The organism is Nocardia sp. NBC_01499, assembly GCF_045040275.1.
Lineage (GTDB): Bacteria > Actinomycetota > Actinomycetes > Mycobacteriales > Mycobacteriaceae > Nocardia.
In genome coordinates this window covers 10,218,673-10,237,207 of record NZ_CP109426.1, presented here as the reverse complement: position 1 = coordinate 10,237,207, position 18,535 = coordinate 10,218,673, and the positions used below count along the sequence as shown (strand labels likewise).

Annotated in this window: 19 protein-coding genes and 1 pseudogene; 11 read left to right on the top strand and 9 right to left on the bottom strand. The window is 66.0% G+C overall.

All coding sequences use genetic code 11. The features are described 5' to 3' along the window. The first annotated feature begins 9 nt into the window (after window positions 1-9). Window positions 10-636, top strand: coding sequence for a QsdR family transcriptional regulator (locus OG203_RS46045; protein WP_405163508.1), 627 nt, complete (start codon window positions 10-12; stop codon window positions 634-636). 1 nt (window position 637) lies between these two features. Then, complete coding sequence (locus OG203_RS46040) at window positions 638-1,630, top strand: 1-aminocyclopropane-1-carboxylate deaminase/D-cysteine desulfhydrase (protein WP_405163507.1); 993 nt, start codon at window positions 638-640, stop codon at window positions 1,628-1,630. Here OG203_RS46040 and OG203_RS46035 read toward each other — a convergent pair whose 3' ends face one another. Further along, window positions 1,631-2,539, bottom strand: coding sequence for an aldo/keto reductase (locus OG203_RS46035; RefSeq protein ID WP_405163506.1), 909 nt, complete (start codon window positions 2,537-2,539; stop codon window positions 1,631-1,633). A 94-nt stretch (window positions 2,540-2,633) separates the two neighbouring features. On the opposite strand from OG203_RS46035, the gene OG203_RS46030 reads away from it, so the two are divergent. Both OG203_RS46030 and OG203_RS46025 read left to right on the top strand, forming a co-directional pair. After that, the gene (locus OG203_RS46030) at window positions 2,634-3,200 is read left to right on the top strand and encodes a TetR/AcrR family transcriptional regulator (RefSeq protein WP_405163505.1); all 567 of its coding nucleotides are present in this window, start codon (window positions 2,634-2,636) and stop codon (window positions 3,198-3,200) included. Between the two features lie 166 nt (window positions 3,201-3,366). Then, window positions 3,367-4,518 (top strand): MarP family serine protease, encoded by a 1,152-nt coding sequence (locus OG203_RS46025; protein ID WP_405163504.1) that lies wholly within the window; start codon window positions 3,367-3,369, stop codon window positions 4,516-4,518. 5 nt (window positions 4,519-4,523) lie between these two features. On the opposite strand, the gene OG203_RS46020 is transcribed toward OG203_RS46025, so the two are convergent. After that, entirely contained in the window at window positions 4,524-5,108 is a 585-nt protein-coding gene (locus OG203_RS46020; protein WP_405163503.1) for an NAD-dependent epimerase/dehydratase family protein, read from the bottom strand. Window positions 5,109-5,176: 68 nt separating this feature from the next. Here OG203_RS46020 and OG203_RS46015 point away from each other — a divergent pair, with 68 nt between their 5' ends. Beyond that, window positions 5,177-6,661, top strand: coding sequence for a carboxylesterase/lipase family protein (locus tag OG203_RS46015; protein ID WP_405163502.1), 1,485 nt, complete (start codon window positions 5,177-5,179; stop codon window positions 6,659-6,661). Between the two features lie 12 nt (window positions 6,662-6,673). On the opposite strand, the pseudogene cpt reads toward OG203_RS46015, so the two are convergent. Continuing rightward, window positions 6,674-7,194, bottom strand: a pseudogene (gene cpt, locus OG203_RS46010) (chloramphenicol phosphotransferase CPT). Window positions 7,195-7,373: 179 nt separating this feature from the next. Between cpt and OG203_RS46005 the strand changes: the two are divergent. Then, window positions 7,374-7,634: a class I SAM-dependent methyltransferase gene (locus OG203_RS46005; protein WP_405163501.1), complete on the top strand. Its 261-nt coding sequence runs from the start codon at window positions 7,374-7,376 to the stop codon at window positions 7,632-7,634. 42 nt (window positions 7,635-7,676) lie between these two features. Here OG203_RS46005 and OG203_RS46000 read toward each other — a convergent pair whose 3' ends face one another. The 3 genes from OG203_RS46000 to OG203_RS45990 form a co-directional block, all read right to left on the bottom strand. Continuing rightward, entirely contained in the window at window positions 7,677-8,588 is a 912-nt protein-coding gene (locus tag OG203_RS46000; RefSeq protein ID WP_405163500.1) for a DUF559 domain-containing protein, read from the bottom strand. Window positions 8,589-8,807: 219 nt separating this feature from the next. Beyond that, window positions 8,808-9,659 (bottom strand): SMP-30/gluconolactonase/LRE family protein, encoded by an 852-nt coding sequence (locus OG203_RS45995; protein WP_405163499.1) that lies wholly within the window; start codon window positions 9,657-9,659, stop codon window positions 8,808-8,810. Window positions 9,660-9,784: 125 nt separating this feature from the next. Continuing rightward, the gene (locus OG203_RS45990; RefSeq protein WP_405163498.1) at window positions 9,785-12,208 is read right to left on the bottom strand and encodes an ATP-binding cassette domain-containing protein; all 2,424 of its coding nucleotides are present in this window, start codon (window positions 12,206-12,208) and stop codon (window positions 9,785-9,787) included. A gap of 181 nt (window positions 12,209-12,389) precedes the next feature. Between OG203_RS45990 and OG203_RS45985 the strand changes: the two genes are divergently transcribed. Then, window positions 12,390-13,319, top strand: a complete 930-nt coding sequence (locus OG203_RS45985) for a LysR family transcriptional regulator (protein WP_405163497.1) — start codon at window positions 12,390-12,392, stop codon at window positions 13,317-13,319. On the opposite strand, the gene OG203_RS45980 is transcribed toward OG203_RS45985, so the two are convergent. Together OG203_RS45980 and OG203_RS45975 are read right to left on the bottom strand one after the other, a co-directional pair. Next, window positions 13,316-13,726, bottom strand: a complete 411-nt coding sequence (locus OG203_RS45980) for a VOC family protein (RefSeq protein ID WP_405163496.1) — start codon at window positions 13,724-13,726, stop codon at window positions 13,316-13,318. The two genes, OG203_RS45985 and OG203_RS45980, sit on opposite strands and share 4 nt — an antisense overlap. Before the next feature lie 5 nt (window positions 13,727-13,731). Further along, window positions 13,732-14,181, bottom strand: coding sequence for a helix-turn-helix transcriptional regulator (locus tag OG203_RS45975; RefSeq protein WP_405163495.1), 450 nt, complete (start codon window positions 14,179-14,181; stop codon window positions 13,732-13,734). A 150-nt stretch (window positions 14,182-14,331) separates the two neighbouring features. Here OG203_RS45975 and OG203_RS45970 point away from each other — a divergent pair, with 150 nt between their 5' ends. The 3 genes from OG203_RS45970 (at window position 14,332) to OG203_RS45960 (ending at window position 17,085) form a co-directional block, all read left to right on the top strand. Further along, window positions 14,332-15,066: a DUF6882 domain-containing protein gene (locus OG203_RS45970; protein ID WP_405163494.1), complete on the top strand. Its 735-nt coding sequence runs from the start codon at window positions 14,332-14,334 to the stop codon at window positions 15,064-15,066. 258 nt (window positions 15,067-15,324) lie between these two features. Then, window positions 15,325-16,617 (top strand): aspartate--tRNA(Asn) ligase, encoded by a 1,293-nt coding sequence (aspS, locus tag OG203_RS45965; RefSeq protein ID WP_405163493.1) that lies wholly within the window; start codon window positions 15,325-15,327, stop codon window positions 16,615-16,617. A gap of 123 nt (window positions 16,618-16,740) precedes the next feature. After that, entirely contained in the window at window positions 16,741-17,085 is a 345-nt protein-coding gene (locus tag OG203_RS45960; protein ID WP_405163492.1) for a hypothetical protein, read from the top strand. Between the two features lie 16 nt (window positions 17,086-17,101). Here the strand turns inward: OG203_RS45960 and OG203_RS45955 are convergent, their stop codons facing one another. Beyond that, complete coding sequence (locus tag OG203_RS45955) at window positions 17,102-17,455, bottom strand: hypothetical protein (protein WP_405163491.1); 354 nt, start codon at window positions 17,453-17,455, stop codon at window positions 17,102-17,104. Window positions 17,456-17,882: 427 nt separating this feature from the next. Between OG203_RS45955 and OG203_RS45950 the strand changes: the two genes are divergently transcribed. Beyond that, window positions 17,883-18,512 (top strand): TetR/AcrR family transcriptional regulator, encoded by a 630-nt coding sequence (locus OG203_RS45950; protein ID WP_405163490.1) that lies wholly within the window; start codon window positions 17,883-17,885, stop codon window positions 18,510-18,512. Window positions 18,513-18,535 lie beyond the last annotated feature (23 nt).

Sequence of the window (18,535 nt, the reverse complement as noted above, 5' to 3'; positions counted from 1 at the left end):
CATTTTCCGATGACCACCCCGAACCAGCGAACCACCCGCCCGCCGGGCCGACCGGCGTCGGCGACCAGGGAAGAGGTCATCGACCTGGCCCGGCAGGCGTTCCTGGCCGGTGAGCGGGTGGACATCCAGGCGATCGCCGCGCAGCTCGGGCTCAGCCGTGCCTCGGTCTACCGCTGGTTCGGCTCCCGCGAGGGCGTGCTCGGCACCGTGCTCGCCGGTGAGTTCGCGGCGCTGCTCACCCGCGCCGACGCCAAGCGGCGCTCCACCGGGGCTCGGCGCATCCTCGACGTGCTGTACCGGGTCAACCGCTGGATGACCGACAACGTGCCGTTCCGGCGATACTTCGAGAACGAACCCCTGGCCGGGCTGCGGATTCTCACCGCGAGCGACGGGCCGGTGCAACCGCTGGTGGTCACCACGGTGCGCGAGCTGATCGCCCGCGCCCAACGCGAAGACGACTACCAGCCACCGGTGGAACCGGACCTGCTCGCCTACACACTGGTCCGCCTCGGCGAGGCGTTCCTGTACAACGATAATGTCGCAGGCATCCGCGGCGATGTCGACCGGCTGCACGAGGTGCAGGCCGCACTGCTCGGCATCCCCGAGGCGATCACGAGACCTTCCACCGGAAGCTGACATGTCGGACTCATTGCTACACAAGCGTTTTCCCGCCCTCGCCGATACCATCCCGTTCGCGCGGCTCGGTACCGCACCGACACCGATCCGCCCGCTCGAGGTCGGCACGACGGCTCCGCTGTGGTGCAAGGACGACAGCGGATACGGTGACGGCGGGTGGGGCGGCAACAAGGTCCGCAAGCTGGAATGGTTACTGCCCGAGGCACATCGGCGTGGTGCGCGAACCATCCTCACCGTCGGTGGCACCGGCACCAATTGGGGTCTGGCCACCGCGCTGTACGGACGCGAGCACGGCATCGACACCGCGCTCGTGCTGCTCGATCAACCGATGGACGAGCACGTCCGCGAACAGCTCGGCCGACTGGAGAAATCCGGTGCCACACTGCATTTCGCGCACACCAAGCGGCGGGCTCGGCTCACCGCACCCTGGTTGTATCTGCGGCACACCCATGGCCGCACCCGCCCGTACTTCCTACCGGTGGGTGGTTCGTCACCGATCGGGGCGCTCGGTTACGTCGAGGGGGCATTCGAGCTCGCCGATCAGATCGCCGCGGGCGCGATGCCCGAGCCGAGCCACCTCGTGACCGCCGTCGGATCAGGCGGTACCGCAGCGGGTTTGGCGCTCGGCCTGCGGCTGGCCGGGTTGACAACCCGCGTCGTCGGCGTCGTCGTCAACGACGCACTCCCCCTCGACGCCCCGCACATCGTCCGCCTCGCCCAGCGCGCCGAACGCCTCTTGCGTTCGCGCGGAGCACAATTCGAGCCGACGGGACTACGACCGGAGGATCTGACGATCACCAGGGACTGGCTCGGCCCCGGCTACGGACACCCGACGCCCGCCGCCAGGGAAGCGCAGGCTCTCGCGGCACAGGACGGGCTCCGGCTCGAAACCGTGTACACCGCAAAAGCATTGGCCGCCGTCCTGCATCTCGACACCGCGGACAGCTTCGCGGCAGGCCCCGTACTGTTCCTCAACACCTACGGGCCCCGGTAGTCAGGATCCGGGAATCGCGGCGAGTTGATCGAGAGCGCTCATGGTGTCCGCGTCGAGAGTGATGCGCCCGGCCGCGATGTTGTCCGCGAGATGGTCCGGGTTCACCGATCCGGCGATCAGCAGGGTGCGGACGTAGTGAGCTAGGTGCCAGGCCAGGCACACCTGCGCCGGTGTCGCGAGCACGGCAGCGGCCGCGGCGATCACCGTGGGGTGTTCGGTCGCCTTGGGGAAACCAGGAAAGGCGGAGCCGAGCGGAAAGAACGGCACCCACGCGATGTCGTGCTCGCGGCATACGTCGAGGACCGGTTCGCTGGCGCGGTCGAGCGGATTGTGGGCATTCTGCACACACTCGATGTCCGCGGCCAGCGCCTGACGGAGTTGTTCGACGGTGACGGCGCTGAGTCCGATGGCGCCGATCTTGCCCTCGGCCCGCAGAGCGAGCAGTTCGGCGAGCTGACTGTCGAGGTCGACAAGCTGATCGCCCTCGGCGCGGATACCGGGCGGGTTGTCCAGGCGGCGCAGGTTCACCACCGGCAGGTGGTCGATCCCGAGGGTGGCGAGATTCGCGTCGACCTGTGCGCGCAGTTGCTCGGGCCGTTGCGCCGCGATGAGCCCGCCGCCGGGTTCGTTGACCGCGCCGACCTTGCTGACCAGCACCAGGTCTTCGGGAAACGGAGCGAGCGCGTCCCGGATCACCGCGTTGCAGGCACCGTCGCCGTAGAACTGCGCCGTATCGATATGGTTCACGCCACTATGAACCACGTTGCGTAACACCGTGATTGATGTGTCGCGATCGACGGCGGTCTGCCCCGGTCGGTGGGCGACCAGCTGCATAGCGCCGAATCCGATGCGGGCGACCGGCCGTCCGGCCAGCAGTGCGACGCCACCGGGTTTGTCGTCGGTTCTCATCTAAGTCTTCCCGTCTCGCGTGGCATAGTCGTAATCGAACACTGCGGAGGACCCTCCGCTTAACCAACGGTAGCAGAAACGGAGGCACCTCCGATTGAATGATCGAAGCGCGACCACGGGCCGGGCCGACGCGCAACGCAACCGGCAGCGCCTCATCGAGGTGGCACGGCGGATGCTGGCCGACGGCGGAGCCAAGGTCGCGTTGGAGGCGATCGCGCGCGAAGCCGGGGTCGGCATCGGCACCCTCTACCGGCATTTCCCCACGCGGGAGACACTGGTCGAGGCGGTCTACCGCGCCGAATTGAGCCGATTGTGCGACAGCGCCGCGGAGCTGTTGGTCGATACGTCCGCCCGAATCGCGTTGCGCGCCTGGATGGATCGGTTTGCCGACTACGTAGCGGCCAAGCGTGAGATCGCCGACGCGCTGCGCGCGGTCATCGCGTCCGGCGCCGTCACCGCGACCGGCGCCCGCACCGAATTGGCGGCGGCGGTACAGACATTGCTCGACGCCGGTGTCGCCGAACGCACGGTGCGTCCGGACGTGCGTGCCGACGATGTCGTCGCCAGTCTCGTCGGGATCTTCCTCGCCGCCGGTCAGCCCGAACAGGCGACCCGGATGATGGATCTGCTCATGGACGGGCTGGTGGTGCGAAACACCTGACCCGGTCGCGGCATTCGAATCGGGCTGATCGAAATCCCCTCGCGCACAGGCACGGCGGGTCGCGGATCTGTGCTCTTCCTCACCTCCGCCCGTCACGCGTTGCCGCAGCCCACAGCCGGAAAACGGACAGTCAGCGGCTAAGCACACCGGTCAGTACATTGGAGGCGTGACTCTGCCGAATTGGCTCGATCTCGTTGCGCTTTCGGCGACCGCGGTGGCGGCGTTCTTCGGCTGGCGCCGGGGTGCGATCACCGCGGCGCTGGGCTTTCTCGGCATTATCGCGGGAGCCACCCTCGGCGCGATCATCGCGACGGTCGCACTCGCCCATGTGGCGCCGGGGAGCACTCGGTTGCTGATTGCCGTGCTCCTCATCGTCGGATTGGTCGCGGTCGGCGAGACCGTCGGTCACCGGCTCGGACATACCGCGCGCGCAAACGTGCGTAATCACGTCGCGCAGCGGGCGGACGCGGTCGGTGGTTCGGTGGCGCACGCCGTCGCGGTTCCGCTCGCGGTGTGGCTGTTCGCGGTGCCGCTGACCATGTCGCCGAGCCTCGCGTCGGCCGTGCGCGGGTCGGCGGTCGTGCGCACCGTGGACAATGTCTCGCCGTACTGGTTGGCGAGTCTGCCGAGCAAGCTCATCAGTCCGCTGGTCGATGCCGGGCTGGTGCTGCCGCTGGCGCCGCCGGATCCGAGCATTGTGCACAGCCGGGTGCCCACCGACCTCCAGCAGAGTGTGCTGCGCATCCGTGGCTCGGCGCCCGCCTGCAAGCGGGCGCAGTTCGGTTCCGGGTTCGTCATCGGGCCGGAGCGGGTGCTGTCCAACGCGCATGTGGTCGCGGGCACCACGACCATTTCCGTCGATACTCCGAGCGGTCCGTTGAACGCGACGGTCGTCCATTTCGATCCGGCGCTCGATATCGCGGTGCTTGCCGTGCCAGGGCTGCGGGCGCCGGTGGTGCCCGTCGCACCCGAGCCCGCCCTGCCGGGGGCCGATGCCATCGTCCTCGGCTATCCCGCCGGCGGGCTGTACACCGCGGCCGCCGCGCGCATCGAGACGCGCACGGTGAGCCGAGTGCCCGACATCTATCACAGCGCGACCAACGATCGCTCCACCTACACGCTGAACGGCGCTGTGCACGAAGGTGATTCGGGCGGGCCGCTCGTCGATACGCAGGGTCGAGCGCTCGGCCTGGTATTCGGCATCGACGAGGGAAACGGCGGCGTCGGACTTGCCTCGGATCTGCCCGAGCTGCTCCAGCGCCTTGGTCACACAGAGGAATCCGTCAGTGCCGTCGGTACCGGTCCCTGCGTGTTCTGAAGCCGTTACGCGGTGTCGGCGATGATCACCACGCCGCTCGACGCATCGAGCAGCGGAATCGTCCTTGCCGCGGCGTCATCGACGTGCACGCGGGGGTGCGGCGGGAGCTCGCCTTCGTAATAGGTTCCGGGACCGTAGAACTGGCCGTACTTGACGACCACGCCGTCGATGTCGAGGACGGCCGCCTCGTGGTCCTGGATGACCTGACCCCGGTCGCCCGCCGGTTCCCACGCGATGCTCTGCGCGAGGAATCGCTTGGCTCCGGCGGCGCGGGCGGCGGCGATGAGGTTGTGCGTGCCCTCCGTGCGAATGCGTGAGTTCGCGTCACCGGATTCGGCGAGCCGGGCGACGTCGTCGGGGAGATCGGTCAACTGGTGCATCACCATGTCGGGACCGAAGTCGATGACGGCAGCGGTGAGCGCGTCCAGATCGTAGACATCGCAGATCACCGGGACGGCCCCGGCGGCGCGCACCTGGTCCGCCTTGCTTGCCGATCGGGTCATCCCCGCGACCTCGTGTCCCGCCGCGACCAGCAGTGGCACCAACCGTGTTCCGATGACGCCGGTCGCCCCGGCCAGAAAGATCCGCATCATTCCACCCTAGTGACCTGCTCGGATGTGAGACGTTCAAGGTGTCGTCGGCGATGTGAGGAACCCGGATGCACGCATCAGTAGTAGTGGCCCTACCCCAAGGCAAGATTCGCGGCACCGCCACCGGATCGGTGTGCGCGTTCCTCGGAATACCCTATGCGGCAGCACCATTGGGTGCGGCGCTGTTCCAGGCACCCGGCCCGGCGCCCAGTTGGGACGGCGAGCGCGACGCCACCCGGTTCGGCCCCACCGCACCGCAACTCGGCTACCCGGAACCCTTGAGCGCCATCCTGCACAACCCGATCATCGAAGGCCCAGAGTTCCTCAACCTCAATGTGTGGACCCCTGATCCGACCACCTCGGGCCTGCCGGTCATGGTCTGGATCCACGGCGGCGCCTACCGTGTCGGCTCCAACGCCGTCTCGGTCTACAACGGCCATGCCTTCGCCCGCGACGGCGTCGTCCTGGTCAGCGTCAACTACCGCCTCGGCGCCATCGGCTTCGCGGCCGTCGACGGCGCCCCCACCAACCGCGGCATCCTCGACCAAATCGCCGCCCTGCGATGGGTTCACGACAACATCGCCGCCTTCGGCGGTGACCCCGACCAGGTCACCCTCTTCGGCGAATCCGCGGGCGCCATGAGCGTCGCGACCTTGATCGCCGCACCACTTGCCGCGGGCCTGTTCCACCGCGCAATCATCCAGAGCGGCAACGCAACCATCGCCTCCACCCTGGAAGACGCGCGTCTCGTCGCCGAGGAATTCGTCGGCCGACTCGACACCCCTCTCGACAGCACCGACATCCCCGCGCTACTCGCCGCCGAGCGAGACCTCGTGCTCGCCTTCGTGCTCGACCAGAACCCAGACCGCTGGGGCCGATCCACCATCACCGCGGGCTTGGGCCTGATGGCCTTCCTCCCCACCATCGACGGCGACACCCTCCCCCAACTCCCCCTCGACGCCATCGCCGCGGGCGCGGCCCGCGACATCCCCCTCATCGTCGGCACCACCGCCGACGAATTCCGCCTCTACTCCGCCCCAACGGGCCTCACCACCGCCCTGACCCCCGAAGCCCTCACCCAAACCCTCGTCACCCGCGGCCTCGACCCGGCCATCGCCAACACCTATTCAGCCAACCGCCCCAACACAATCCCCGGCGACCTCCTCGCCGCCATCCTCACCGACTGGGCCTTCCGCATCCCCGCCACCCGCCTGACCGAAGCAGCCATCACCTCCGGCGGCACCACCTACCAATACGAATTCGCCTGGCCCACAACCCATCTAGACCTGCGAGCCTGCCACGCCATCGAAATAGCCTTCGTCTTCGACACTTTGACCGCCGAGGGAACATCGATGATGCTCGGCCCCGTCACCCCACCCCAAACCCTCGCCTCCGAAATGCACCACACCTGGATCGATTTCGCCAACGGCCGAACCCCTTGGACCCCATACGATCTCGAAACCCGCTCCGTCATGACCTTCAACACCCCCCGCTCCCACCTCGTCTCGAACCCCCGCGCCGACGAACTCGCACTCTGGAGCCACGAAAACTGACCGTGCCGTCGATCACCCAACATGAGCGGCAATGACCCGCGCGCACTCCATCGACTCGACATGCGTGGTATCCACCTCCAGGTCATAGAACACCCCCGCATGCACCAAATCCGCCTGTGCCGCTGCCATTCCGGTGACTCGATCGCCCCGCGCGACCTCCCGACCCGCAGCAACCGCACTCTCGCACCGAACACCAACCCACAACACCCCAAGTCCACCCACCGCCTCCCGCCACCGCCGTTGAGACAACTCCCCACCAAGGAACACCTCATCGACAATGACCCGCGCACCCGCACGCACCATCGCCGCAACCCCACCGATCCACGCAGCCTCCAGCGACCGAAACTCCGCCCCGACCACGACCACACCATCCGCCCCGAACTCGATCCCCCGCTCCGACGCCCGCATCGACGCAGGCATCGCCTGGATCAACGTGTCAATTCCGAAGACCAGCCATGATCCGGCAGCACCGCCTGCAAACACCGACCGATCCCCGTCTTCCCCGAACTAGACCCACCATTGAGAATGATCATCTGAGTCGTCACCGCGCCACAGTAAAGGCGTCCCAGCAACGATCGAAACCCGATTTCCGAGCCCTTGCCGTAGCACCGCAGGATGGTGCGGCGCTCGACTATGACGAAGAAGCGACTCATTACGACCGGACGCGCAGGGGTTACCCAGAGCTCAGTCATCGGCCTCCGCACTCGACGGGTTGATCCCCTCCCGCAGCGTAATTCTCGACCTCGCCGTGCGCACCGGGATCGTGGCCGCCGAACTCGCCGCTCTCGGACACCGGCTGGTCGGCATGGATTTGTCACTCGGCATGCTGCGCCACGCTGCCCGACGACTACCGGGCCGAGCCGACGCCACCGCGATTCCCCTGCCGAACAGCTGTATCGACATGACAAGGTCGCCTCACCCCGCCTGGCGCGCTGTGGCTACCCGTCGGACCCGCGTGACGAGCTCGCGGTAGCCGACAAATCGAGGATCCAGGCACGACGCGACGCAGCCACGCTCAACAACGCCCAACCTTAGGCGCCGCAGTCCTCGACAAGCAGCCCCCCTTCCGAGACACGCTCCTGGACAAGCGATCACGGGGAACTGGTGGCGGCGGGCTCTCGCGATTTGCCGCCACCAGTTCCCCGTGATCAATCGTCCAGCCCTGGGAGTGGAGGGCGGTGCGGACTCGGTCGAGGATTGTGTGTGGGCGGTGGTGGAGGAGGGTGGCGTTGACGCGGATTACTCGCCAACCCAGTGATTCCAGGGTAGCTATTCGGTCGATGTCTTTTGTGCGTTGGGCTGGATCGGTCCAGTGGTGGGCGCCGTCGTATTCGACGGCGACGCGCCATGGTTGCCAGCCCATATCGACGCGGGCGATGAAGGCGGCGGAGGTGTCGCGGATCACCAGTTGGGTTGTCGGCCTGGGTAATCCGTTGTCGATCAGGAGGAGTCGGGTGTGTGATTCCTGGGGTGACTCGGCGCCGCCATCAACCAATGGCAGGGCCGTCGACAGGCGCCTCACTCCGCGCGCTCCGGGATGTTCGCGGGCCAGGTTCGCGACTTCCAGCGGATCAAGCCCCGTGGCCGCGCACAATGCGTCCAGGATCGGGATGGCCTGGTCGCGCGGCAACCGTCGGCCGAGGTCGAACGCGGTCCGCGCGGGTGTTGTCACCCGGAATCCGTCGACCTCGCAGCATTCGGATGGTTCGATGATTCCGCGCAGTGCGTGAATCCCGCTGGGCGGCTTGCAATGTTGCGCTCGCGCAAGCTCCGCGGGCTGGTCTGGATCCAGCCAACGGGTGCCATGCAACGCGGCCGCCGAGTATCCGATCAGCACACCGGCGCCCTTCGCCCAGTGCGCGGCGGCGCGTGCGCGTCCCTCCGCGTCGAGCGTGCACCCTTTGGGCAGGTAGACATCCGGGAACACGCGCACAAAGTGGTGCCGAAGCTCCCATCGCGTAACCAGCCCCGCCGCAATGGCCCAAGACCCGGGAAACGGCTCATCCAAAACCCCCATGCCCGCACTATGCCCACACCCACCGACAGAACTCGTCGAGGGGGAACTGGTGGCGGCGGCTTCTCGCGATTTGCCGCCACCAGTTCCCCGTGATCAATCGTCCAGCTTCGGGCGGTGGCGGTGGGAGGGTTAGGGGTGGCCTGTTCCGGGGGTTTCTACTGGGAGGGTGAGGATTTGGCCGGTGCGGGGGCCGGTGTTGAGGCGGGTCAGGTTGTCGGGGATGGGGTCGGAGGTTCGCCATTCGGCGGTACAGATGAAGAGGGTTTGGCGGGTGGGGCCGCCTAGCATGAGGGCGAAAGGGGCTCGGTTTTCGGGGAGTTCGACGCGTTGGAGGATTTTGCCGCCTTCGGCGACGCGGACGATCGCGTTGCCGCCGGTGGAGACCCAGATGGCGCCTTCGGCGTCGAGGCAGATGCCGTCGGGGCCGAGGCCGTCGGCGAAGATGCGGCGGTTGGAGAGGCTTCCGTCGGATTCGATGTCGAAGGCGGTGAGTGTTCCGGCGAAGGATTCGGAGATGATCAGGGTTTGGTTGTCGGGGGTGATGACCATTCCGTTGGGGAACTGGATGTCGTCGGCGACCTGGCGTAACTGGCTGTCGGGTGTGATGAGTTTGATGTAGCCGGGCTTGGGTGGTGCTCCGGCGGCGAAGGCGAAGTCGGCGCCGTTGAGGTAGATGTTGCCGTTGGCGTTTACGACGATCTCGTTCGCGGGTTGTTCGGCGTGGACGGTCAGCGAGCCGTCGGGTTCCTGGCGGCGTAGTTTGTCACCGGTCATGAGCAGCCTGCCATCGGGTAGCCAGTCGATGGAGTAACCCATGGGGTGACTGTCGGGATCTCGGGTGACCATCACCTCGGCATTGCCGTCAAGGTCGACGGCGACGACCTGCCGGTCGATCCAGTTGCAGAACCACAGGCGGCCTTGGTGCCATCGTGGCGACTCGGGAATACCCAAACCACTCAGGAAGACTGTCGGCTCGGACATGATTCTCTCCGTTCGTTCGGCTGCTTTACCTGCTATACGAACGGGATGCCGTCGATTCGACAGCAACGGGATCTCACCAGATCCCGTGGTGCCCAACCCACACAGGATCGGGCACCCAGGACGACCTACTTACGTTTCCGCGAGGGCTTCGCTGACGCGCCCACATACTCCGCGAGATGCTCACCCGTGAGCGTCGAGCGAGCGGCAACAAGATCAGCGGGAGTCCCCTCGAAGACGATCTTGCCGCCATCATGACCAGCCCCGGGGCCAAGGTCGATGATCCAATCGGCATGTGCCATCACCGCCTGATGGTGTTCGATGACGATCACCGACTTACCCGACTCGACAAGGCGGTCGAGCAACGCGAGCAGATTCTGCACATCGGCGAGGTGCAGCCCGGTGGTCGGCTCGTCGAGCACATAAACACCACCCTTGTCCCCCATATGAGTCGCCAACTTCAGCCGCTGACGCTCACCGCCGGACAACGTGGTGAGCGGCTGGCCGATCGTGAGATACCCGAGCCCGACATCGGAGAGCCGCTCGAGAATGGCGTGCGCGGCGGGTATCCGCGCCTCACCTTCACCGAAGAACGCCAAAGCCTCCGCCACCGACATCGCGAGCACCTCGCTGATATCGCGCCCGCCGAAGTGGTATTCCAGCACCGAAGCGTCGAACCGCTTGCCCTCACACACCTCACACGTGCTCGCGGTGCCCGCCATCATCCCGAGATCGGTGTAGATAACACCCGCACCGTTGCAATTAGGGCAGGCCCCTTCGGAATTGGAGCTGAACAACGCGGGCTTCACGTCATTGGCCTTCGCGAACGCCTTACGAATCGGTTCAAGCAGTCCGGTGTACGTCGCCGGATTACTGCGCCGCGAACCACGAATCGGCGTCTGGTCGACCGCGATCACCCCCTCCGACGCGGGCACCGACCGATGCACGAGCGAACTCTTACCCGAGCCCGCGACGCCGGTGATGACGCAGAGCACGCCGAGCGGGATATCGACGTTGACGTTCTGCAGATTGTTCGCCGACGCACCACGAATCTTCAACGCACCCCTGGGCTTTCGCACCGACTCCTTCAGTGCGGCCCGATCGTCGAAATGGCGCCCGGTGATGGTGCCACTACTCCGTAGCCCCTCGACGGTGCCCTCGAAACACACTGTGCCGCCACCGGATCCGGCACCGGGCCCGAGGTCGACGACGTGGTCGGCGATGACGATCGTCTCCGGCTTGTGCTCCACCACGAGCACCGTGTTGCCCTTGTCCCGCAGTTGCAGCAGCAGGTCGTTCATCCGCTGAATGTCATGCGGATGCAGCCCGATGGTCGGCTCGTCGAACACGTACGTGACGTCGGTGAGCGCGGACCCGAGATGACGAATCATCTTGACGCGCTGCGCTTCACCGCCCGACAGCGTGCCCGACGGACGCTCCAGCGAGAGGTAGCCGAGCCCGATCTCCACGAACGAATCGAGGGTATGCACCAGCGAGTCGAGCAACGGCTTGACCGACGGTTCATCCAGTGCGCGAACCCATTCGGCGAGATCGCGGATCTCCATCGCGCACAGATCAGCGATGTTCTTCCGCTTGATCTTCGACGAACGAGCCTCTTCGCTGAGCCGGGTGCCGCCGCAGTCTGGGCAGGTGGTGAAGGTGACCGCCCGGTCGACGAACGCCCGAATGTGCGGCTGCAGCGCCTCTTTGTCCTTGGACAGGAACGACTTCTGAATCTTGGGAATCAGCCCCTCGTAGGTGAGGTTGACGCCCTCGATCTTGACCTTGACCGGCTCCTTGTACAGGAAGTCGTTCATTTCCTTCTTGGTGTACTTGCTGATCGGCTTGTTCGGATCGACAAAGCCGGACTCGGCATAAACCCGCACCGTCCAGAAACTGTCGGACTTCCAGCCGGGGATGGTGAACGCGCCCTCGGCGAGCGATTTGGAATCGTCGTAGAGCTGGGTGAGATCGATATCGGAGACCGCACCCCGGCCCTCGCAGCGCGGGCACATGCCGCCGATGACGCTGAAGCTGCGGCGCTCCCGCACGGTCCGCCCGGCGCGCTCGAAGGTGACCGCCCCCGCGCCGCTGGCCGAGGCGACATTGAACGAGTACGCCTGCGGCGAGCCGATGTGTGGCTTGCCGAGCCTGCTGAACAGGATGCGCAGCATCGCGTTGGCGTCGGTGGCGGTGCCGACCGTTGAGCGCGGATCCGACCCCATCCGCTGCTGGTCGACGGTGATCACCGTGGTCAGCCCTTCGAGCACGTCGACCTCGGGCCGCGCCAGCGTCGGCATGAAGCCCTGCACGAACGAGCTGTAGGTCTCGTTGATCAGTCGCTGCGATTCCGCGGCGATCGTGCTGAACACCAGCGAGCTCTTGCCCGAACCGGAGACGCCGGTGAACACCGTCAGCCTGCGCTTCGGGATCTCGATGCTGACGTCGCGCAGGTTGTTCACGCGCGCACCGTGCACGCGGATCAGATCGTGGCTGTCGGCGGCGGGCAGCGCGGGCGATTTCGAGCCGTTTTTCTTCGTGGCGGTGGTCATGATGTCTCCATTTAACCTGATCAGTGCCGGTAGGCGAGGGTTCTGGCTGGTAAACGCCGCGGTCGCCGACCGAATACCACGCGGCAACACATTCATAGCTTTCCGCCGCGACGACCCGCGAACAATGCGCAATCACGAAACGTCCGTTGCGTCAGAGGTAAACGATGACGACTATGACGGAGTGGAGTTGCGTGATATCGAGATCTTCCTGACCCTCGCCGAGGAATTGCACTTCGGCCGGACCGCGCAACGATTGCATATCTCGACACCCCGCGTGAGTCAGACGATCGCCAAGCAGGAACGGCGAATCGGCGCCCCACTGTTCGAGCGAACCAGCCGCAAAGTGCTGCTGACCCCGCTCGGCGAGCAACTCCGCGACGACCTGCGAGCCGGTTATCGCCGAATCCTCGACGGCGTCGAATCGGCGACGAACACCGCACGCGGCGGCCAGGACGCCCTGACGTTGGGCGTGCTCGGTCCGATGTGGCAGGACCTGGCACCCCTCACGGCACTGTTCCGAAACCGCTTCCCGCACATCGAGTTCCGCATGCGCGAGGTGCGGATCGACGACCCGTTCGCACTGCTGCGCAACGGCGACGTCGACGTGGCCCTGCTCGCGCTGCCCGTGCGCGAACCCGACCTCAGGACCGGACCCGTGGCGTTCAGCGAGCCCATCGTGCTGGTGGTCGGACGCACACACGAACTGGCCAGCCGCCCCTCGGTGTCGCTGGCGGAGTTGTCCGACTACTCGATCCTCCCGTCCGGCTTGCCAATCCCGGAGTACTGGGAGCAGTCGTTCTCACCGCTGGCCGCGGGCGCACGAGAACCGGGCGCCCCCGCGCCGACGCGCGAGGAGGTCCTGTGGGCGGTGACGTCGGGTGACGCGGTGGCATTCGCGTGCGGGCAGGCGATCAAGTACTACGACCGTGGCGAAGCCGTGTACCTTCCGATCGCCGAGAATCCCACGCTGAGTTGGGGTTTGGTCCAGCGCACCGAGACGGTCGGCCGCTGGGGGACGGAGTTCGCGCGCATCGCGACCGAACTCGGGCCGATCGAACTGACCCTCGATCTCGATCCGTCCACCCTGCGCCGACTGCGCTCGGTGAGCTAGCTCTGCTGCTGGATGCGGACCATATTGCCCGCGGGATCGCGGAAGGCACAGTCGCGGACGCCGTACGGCTGGTCGGTCGGCTCCTGGACGACCTCGGCGTCGCTGGCTTGCAACCGTTCGAAGGAGCCGTCGAGATCCTTGGTGGCCAGCAGGATGCTACCGTAGGTGCCTTTGGCCATCATCTCGTCGATGGTGCGACGCTCGTCGTCGGTGATGCCGGGGCTGGCGGCGGGCGGATACAGGACGATGGACGTGCCGGGCTGATCGGCGGGTCCGACCGTGATCCAGCGCATCCCGTTGTATCCGACGTCGTTGCGGACCTCGAAGCCGAGAATGTCGCGGTAGAAGGCGACGGCGGCGTCCGGGTCGTTCTGCGGGAGAAAGCTCGCTTGAATGGTGATGTTCATGATGATCAGGCTAATTCCGGCGCGGTAACCTGCGCTTCTCGATTCCTGATCGGTCTGGTTACCTGTTTGGCCACGCAGGACGGCATCCCCGCCGTCGACTCCGCCGAATCGCGCCGGTAGGTACTCGGCGGCACCCCGACCAACTCGGCGAACCGAGTGCTGAAGGTGCCCAGCGACGAGCAGCCCACCGCGAAACACACCTCGGTGACGCTGAGGTCCCCGCGCCGCAGCAGCGCCATCGCGCGCTCGATGCGCCGCGTCATCAGGTAGCTGTACGGTGCCTCGCCGTAGGCCAGCTTGAACTGGCGGCTGAGGTGTCCGGCCGACATGTGCACGTCGCGGGCGAGTGCCTCGACGTCGAGTGGTTGCGCGTATTCCCGGTCGATCCGGTCGCGAACGCGACGCAGCCGCGCGAGGTCGCGCAGGTGCGGCGCTGCGGCGGAACTGCTGGTCATCTGCCCGATCGTGCCACGTCGCACCCCGGGTTGCCTAGCGGACGGATTAGCCGGTCGAATTCGATTCCGCTTACCCGCTTCGCCAGAACTTAATGGACGTTAATTCCATAGGGGTGCACGCCGTCGGGCAGTAGGACAGGATCGGAGGTCGTGACCGCTTATCTCCATGATGAATCACCAACCCTCGAACAGTTACTCGATGATGCCGCGTTAATGTCTTTTGAACATCAAGAGCACAGTGTCGAGGTCCTTGGTGAGCATCGATGGCAGGTGAGTTATGAACCGCCGCGGTTCGAGTTCTTCGGGGAACATCCGTTGGCGTGCACCCGGTTTCACGTTCTCGGGACGGCCGCGCCTGGACCGCAGAGTTGGCTCTGGAGTTGGGCGAACAATGACTGGTATCCGCCGGAGGTGACCGAGTTGGCCAGGTCCGTCCGGGATTACGGACTGCGCCACGGGATTTCGGCGTTGCGCCAGGCCGAGGTGCCGTTCGCGGAACTGCCGGGTTCGCCGACCGAGCCGAATCGAGTCGCCTGGCTGATGGGCGAACTCGCCAAGGCGGTATCGGGCAGTTGGACCTGGTACAGCTGCGATGTCGGCGGCGGCACTCGGCTCGCGGTATTGATCGAACACCCCGAACTCGCACTCCCCGCCGCCGATCCGCTGCGAATCATGCACGTTTTCAACGCCGTCTTCCAGATAGGACTGCCCGACCACAAACGCGCACTACACAGCTACGCGATGCAACGCGGACTCGACGCCACGTTCAACCACGACGGCTCAACCCTGCGCATCGCAGGCCCCTGCGCCGAAGTCGCCATCGCGTTCAACGAGAACGGCCTGGTAACGGCCATGTCCTCGTCGAGCGCCAACAACTCCGCCTGACCATGCCGCCACTACCGTCTCCGAAATAGCCAGGCCTGCCACAGATCACGGAAATCGCATGGTCGATTCGACCGGCTACCGGCTACGATCGGCGACGCGGCGTTGACGAGCGTGACGACCTCCGAGCCGCGCCGGCCGGTCACCGACGAAGACATCGACCAGCAGAGGCAGCGAGCATCGCGCTGCGAAGGTGTGGTGGCACCGCGACATACCCGATCGCCCACACCTCCCGGGGATAGCGACCAGGAGGTGAAACTGATGCCACGCACACTCTGTTCGGCGCTGCCGACGACACGCGCACGGACCGGATCGGTGACCGTCGAAGGATGGATACACCGGCGCAGACAACTCGCGAACGTCACGTTCGTCGTGGTGCGCGACCGATCCGGACTCGCACAGGTCGTGGTGACCGATCCACAAGTCCGCGAACAGGTTTCGGGCCTGCCGGAGGAAACCGTTGTCCGGGTGACCGGGACGGCGATCGGCAACTCGAAGGCACCCGGCGGCGTCGAGATCATCGATCCGACCGTGCACCCGCTCAGCGCTCCGGCCGAGCCGCCACCGATCGAGCTGTGGCGACCCGGCCTCGGTGTCACCCTGCCGACCATGCTCGACCATGCCGCGATCACCTGGCGCCACCCGACTCGACAGGCGGTGTGGCAGATCGCCGCCGCCTCGATGACCGGCTTTCGCCGCCATCTGGACGGTGCCGGATTCACCGAGGTGACGACACCGAAGATTGTCGGCCAATCCACCGAAACCGGCGCAAACGTGTTCACGCTGGACTACTTCGGGTCCACCGCCTACCTCGCCCAGTCGCCGCAGCTGTACAAGCAGATGCTCACCGGCGTATTCGAACGGGTCTACGAAGTGGGCCCGGTCTTTCGCGCCGAACCCCACGACACCGCGCGGCATCTCGCCGAATACGTCTCCCTCGATGTCGAATTCGGCTTCATTCGCGACCATCGCGACGTACTCACCCAGCTGCGTGACACTCTCGCCGCGATGGTCGACACGATCAGCGAAAACGCCGGAGCCGCAGTGCGACTCGTCGGCGCGGAGTTGCCGTTCGTGCCCGAGCAGATCCCGATCATCCACTTCCGCGAAGCCCTCGAACTCGTCGGCGCGGCACCGACCGAACCCGACCTCGCCCCCGAGCACGAGCGCTTCCTCGGCAAGTGGGCGAAGTCGCGGTTCGACTCGGATTTCCTTGCGGTAGAAGGGTATCCGGCGGTCAAACGCCCCTTCTACACGCACCCGCAACCGAGCGACGCCCGGTGGACGAACTCCTTCGACCTCCTGTTCCGTGGGCTGGAACTCGTCACCGGCGGCCAACGCCTCCACAACCACGCCGACTACCTCACGGCGCTGAAGGCCCGCGGCGAAGACCCCGCCGAATACGCGCCCTACCTCGAAGCCATGCGCCACGGCATGCCACCGCACGGCGGCTTCGCCATCGGTGTGGAACGGTGGGTCACCCGGTTGATCGAAGCCGACAACATCCGCCAAGCGACCCTCTTCCCTCGAGACATCCACCGCCTCCGGCCCTGAGCTCGTCGAACGGGACATGGTGGCGGCGTTATCGGTGTTTCGCCGCAACCATGTCCCGTTCGGGGGCCGCGCGCCTAGGCTGGGTGGCCAGTGGGCGCGAAAAGCGTGGCGAGAGTGGGGAAGATGACCGTTATGGGTAAGTCGGTGCGGCGACTCGAGCCGGGTGTCAAGGCTGTACAAGCCTTTGGCGAACCCTACGAAACCACTGATGGGTCGACCATTATCACCGTCAGTCGGGTCGGGCGTGGACCGTTTTCGGCGTCGCCGCTGGGGATCTTCGTCATCCATGACGGCAAGGTGTCCTGGGAGCCCGCGGTCGACAACAATCGGTTGGCGTTGTTCGGTGAGTTCATCGGGCTGGCGGCGACGGTGATCGCGACGCTCGCGGTGCTGCGCCGACCGCCGTGGCCCGACCTGTCCGCCACCGGGATGAACGCGATGCGCAGCCTCAAGGCCGCATTGGAGTAGCGCCGAGCCTTACCTTTCAGCGCGATTCATAGACGTAGCAACCGAATCCGTCGACCTTCGCCGGCAGCGACGCCTCACCGAAGCCGCTTGGGGATTCACCTTCGCAGACGGCGACCATCTCGGGCTTCGGTTGGACACCCCGCTGATGCAGTTTGAATTTCTGGTGGATCGGACCGGATTCGGGCGCGCCATTGTTCGCCTGGCAGTTTCCGGCCCCTTTCGCGCCGACATCCGCTGGCTCCTCGATGTCGTCACAGACGTAGGTCCACGGCTCGTCGGCGAAGGCGGCCGAAGCGAGGGCGGTCAGACCCGCGGCCGCCGCGACGAACAAGACTGCGAGGGCTGCGATCCGGGCCGGACGAAAGCGCATGACAATCCCCATTCTGTACGGTTCGGTCCATTGGCCGCGGTACGCGCTGGCACCGTCACGGTGCGCTTCGCCGCGGCCAACGGGAGTACGAGGTAACACGCGATAGCGCGAACCGTAACGGAATCGGGTGAGGGTTTGCCCTATTTCAAACCGGGTGTCGCGAGCGAATCATTATCAACGCAAAAGATCAACGCAAAAGCCGGAGAGAATTTCCCGCAAATGCCCATAAACGCCGCCGCACACCATGTTTGCCGCAGCACCGAATCGGGTATATGCGGCCAATTGCTGATCAGCAGGTTTCGCGCCAAGCGTCGAGATCGCGGAGCCTCGGGATCGACCAAAGACCGAGTCGGCACAGAAGTCCTCGATATCGAGTCTTCCAGCCAACGAGGTGGATCTTGACACAGTACTGTGTCAAGATTCGTCCATGTCCACAGTCGTGCGCCCGTTCCGCGGCGTCAGCGCCGAGGAGCGGCTGGCCCAGCGGCGCGCCGACCTGCTCGACGCCGGGCTGGACGAGATTGCGGCGGTCGGGGTGGCGCGGCTGCGGATGAGTTCGGTGTGCGAACGTGCCGGTTTGACTCAGCGGTACTTCTACGAGCACTTCCGCAACCGCGACCAACTGCTGGACGCCCTGCACGACACGATGATCAGCGACCTGATCGCCCGTACCATCGCGGCCGTCGAGGCGGAACCGCTGGACATGCTCGTCCGCGCGCGCGTCGCCGTGGCGACCTTCCTGGACTTCTTCGCGGAGGAACCACGCCGCGCGCGGCTCTACACCGAAGCGGCCACCCTGCCGACCCTCGCCGCCCGCAAAGCCGACGGCATCCAGCGTTACGCCGAGCAGGCCGCCCGCCAGGTCTGCGCGGTCTACGGCGAGACCGACCCCGAGACCCACGCCCGCATCGCGCTGGCCGCACTGGTGGTGGTGCACGGCAACTCAGCCGTCACCCTCGCCTGGCACAACGGCGAAATCGACATGGCGCGCACCGAATACGTGGATCTGCTCGCCCGCATCTTCGTCGACGCCCTGGTTGGCGTCCACCAGCAATGACCATCGCACCAAGCAGCAGGTAA